The sequence below is a fragment of the Lawsonibacter sp. genome, from assembly GCF_022777125.1.
GTDB lineage: Bacteria > Bacillota > Clostridia > Oscillospirales > Oscillospiraceae > Lawsonibacter_A > Lawsonibacter_A hominis.
Genome location: NZ_JALFGV010000135.1, coordinates 1 through 2,675, shown reverse-complemented (window position 1 = coordinate 2,675; position 2,675 = coordinate 1). Strand labels below are relative to the sequence as shown.

The window sequence follows — 2,675 nt, the reverse complement described above, 5'->3', positions numbered from 1 at the left end:
CCCCCGCTTTTCTCGGATAAAACACGCCGGCGTGTCCGCTTGCGGCGGACAAACGCAGGCTCGGCGAAGACGCCCGCACCGTTCAGGCCAGCAGGATGCGCCGCAGGGCCAGCCGGCGCCAGATGTGGGTCACCTCGGCGGTGGCGCAGAGCTTATCCGCCAGATTGACGGTCAGCGCCTCCCGGCAGCGGGGACGGCGGCGGGCCATGGGCCACATGTGGGAGAGGATGATGTTCTCCTCCTTGGAGGAAAGCCCGCCGCACAGCTTGACGGCGTTGCGCAGGGCGGCCGCCGGATGGGCGAAGCACTGGCGGTAGGACCTGAGGCTGCGGGGATCGTAGAGGTACAGGTCGTGCAGCAGCCCGGCCCGGGCGGCAGCGCGGTAGTCCAGCCCCCACTTCCGGGCCAGGCGGAAGGCGGTATAGGAGACGAAGACCGAGTGCTCATAGCAGGACACGCCGGGGTGATGGCGGATGCCCTGCATAGCGCGCACCGCGGGGGTCTCCAGCAGGTCCTCCACCTGCTCCAGATAGCAGTTCCAGTTGGTCTTGTCCCAATAGGTCATGACGCGGGCTTCCTTTCTTGGTTTCGGCACCTTTGATTATACGCGCCCGCGCGGCATTTGTCATCGGGAAAAAGGGAGTTCGACTGAAAAGTGTTATAATTTCTTAAACATTTCCGCCCGGCCCTTGTATATACTAGCTGTACTAACACGCTTCATACACCCGGGGCGCCCCTGCCCCGGCGGAAAGGAGACGGGCGCATGATCTCTCTCAATTACCGGGATGCCCGGCCCATCTACGAACAGGTCAAGGACGGCCTGCGGCATCTGGTGGTCACGGGGGCCATCCAGACCGGGGACCGGCTTCCCTCGGTCCGGGCGCTGGCCTCTTCCCTGGCCATCAATCCCAACACCATCCAGCGGGCCTACGAGTCGCTGGAGGCGGAGGGCTATCTCTACACCGTGGCGGGCAAGGGCTCCTTCGCCGCTCCCCAGGACGGAGTAAACCGGGTGCGGCGGGATGCCCTGCTGGGCCAGTTCGACAGCTCTGCGGCAGAGCTTTTATTCCTGGGCATGACGGCGGAGGAGCTGACCCTGCGGCTGCGGGACGCGGCCCTGCGTCAGGCGCGGCGAGAGGAGGCGGGACAATGATCCAGGTAAAAGACGTGGTAAAGACCTTCGACGGCTTCCGGGCCCTGGATGGGCTGACCATGACGGTGCCCAGCGGCTCCATTTACGGGCTGGTGGGGCCCAACGGCGCGGGCAAGTCCACCATACTCCGCCATATCAACGGGGTCTACCGCCAGGATTCCGGCGAAGTGCTGGTGGACGGCGCGCCGGTGTACGAAAACCCGGCGGTCAAGGCCCGCCTGGCCAGCATCCCCGACGAGCTGTACTACTTCCTCTCCGCCTCCACACGGGACATGATGCGCTTTTTCCGGGGCTTCTATCCCCGCTTTGACCAGGCCCGGTATCAGGCGCTCAAGGACGTGTTCACCACCGTGGACGAGCGCCAGTCCATCCGCCGCCTTTCCAAGGGCATGCAGAAGCAGAGCGCCTTCTGGCTGGCGCTGTGCTGCCGGCCGGACGTGCTGGTGCTGGACGAACCGGTGGACGGCCTGGACCCGGTGATGCGGCGGCAGGTGTGGAGCCTTTTGATGGGAGACGTGGCCGAGCACGGCACCACGGTGCTGGTCTCTTCCCACAACCTGCGGGAGCTGGAGGACGTATGCGACCACGTGGGTATTCTCTCCCGGGGAAAGGTGCTCATCGAACGCAGCCTCAGCGACCTTCAGGAAAACGTGGTCAAGATGCAGGTGGTCTTCCAGGAAAAGCAGCTGCCCCAGCTCCCGGCGGACCTGGAGATCCTCAACATCTCCCAGGTGGGCCGCATCCATACCCTGATCGTCCGGGGCAACGCCACCGAGGTCACCAACCGCCTGGCGGCGTATGCCCCCATCCTCATGGAGGCCCTGCCCCTGACCCTGGAGGAGATCTTTATTTACGAGCTGGGAGGTGAGGACTATGCGGTCCGCGACATCGTGCTTTAATCTCACCCTCTATCAAAAAAACCTGTCCCGCTTTTGGCCCATCTGGGCGCTGTACGGCCTGATCTGGCTGTTCCTGCTGCCCATTTCCATCCTCAACGAGAGCCGCTGGTGGGACAGCGCCAGAGCCGCTCAGCGCCCCCTGCAGTTTCTGGAGGGCGGCAGCGCCGGTCTGGCCATGGCCCTGATCTTCGGGCTGCTCTCGGCCATGGCGGTGTTTTCCTACCTCTATAACAGCCGCTCGGTAGGACTGATGCATACCCTGCCCCTGAAGCGGGAGGGGCTGTTCTTGACCAACTACCTCTCCGGGCTCTCCTGCTTCCTGCTGCCCAATCTGGCGGTCTTTGTGCTCTCCCTGGCCGCCGAAGCCCTGGCGGGGGCGGTGAATGCGGGCAGTCTGTGCATGTGGCTGACGGTACAAAGCCTTCTGTGCTTCTTTTTCTACTCCTTCGCGGTATTCTGCGCCATGTTTACCGGCCACATCCTGGCCCTGCCCGCCTTTTACGGCATCCTGAACATTCTGGCAGCCGGGCTGGCGTACCTCTTTGACGCTCTGGCCGGGGCATTCGTCTACGGCTACGCGGGCATCCCCAGGCTGAGCGAGGCCGCCGTCTGGCTCTCCCCCG

General features: G+C 64.2%; 3 protein-coding genes and 1 pseudogene. 3 read left to right on the top strand and 1 reads right to left on the bottom strand.

Translation table 11 applies throughout. The annotated features are described in order from the left end of the window. Positions 1-82: 82 nt before the first annotated feature. Entirely contained in the window at positions 83-565 is a 483-nt protein-coding gene (locus MR825_RS10980) for an HD domain-containing protein (protein ID WP_186907352.1), read from the bottom strand. A 198-nt stretch (positions 566-763) separates the two neighbouring features. Between MR825_RS10980 and MR825_RS10975 the strand changes: the two genes are divergently transcribed. From MR825_RS10975 to MR825_RS10965, 3 genes and pseudogenes are all read left to right on the top strand, one after another. Further along, positions 764-1,153, top strand: coding sequence for a GntR family transcriptional regulator (locus tag MR825_RS10975; RefSeq protein WP_186907353.1), 390 nt, complete (start codon positions 764-766; stop codon positions 1,151-1,153). After that, complete coding sequence (locus MR825_RS10970; RefSeq protein WP_186907354.1) at positions 1,150-2,052, top strand: ABC transporter ATP-binding protein; 903 nt, start codon at positions 1,150-1,152, stop codon at positions 2,050-2,052. Before MR825_RS10975 ends, MR825_RS10970 begins: the two co-directional genes overlap by 4 nt. Beyond that, positions 2,027-2,675: pseudogene (locus MR825_RS10965) on the top strand (ABC-2 transporter permease); the annotation flags it as partial. The gene MR825_RS10970 and the pseudogene MR825_RS10965, both read left to right, overlap by 26 nt.

Bases quoted from the DNA above. Each gene is read 5' to 3' on its own strand.
- MR825_RS10980 (WP_186907352.1), bottom strand. From the start codon at position 565: ATGACCTATTGGGACAAGACCAACTGGAACTGCTATCTGGAGCAGGTG.
- MR825_RS10975 (WP_186907353.1), top strand. From the start codon at position 764: ATGATCTCTCTCAATTACCGGGATGCCCGGCCCATCTACGAACAGGTC.
- MR825_RS10970 (WP_186907354.1), top strand. From the start codon at position 1,150: ATGATCCAGGTAAAAGACGTGGTAAAGACCTTCGACGGCTTCCGGGCC.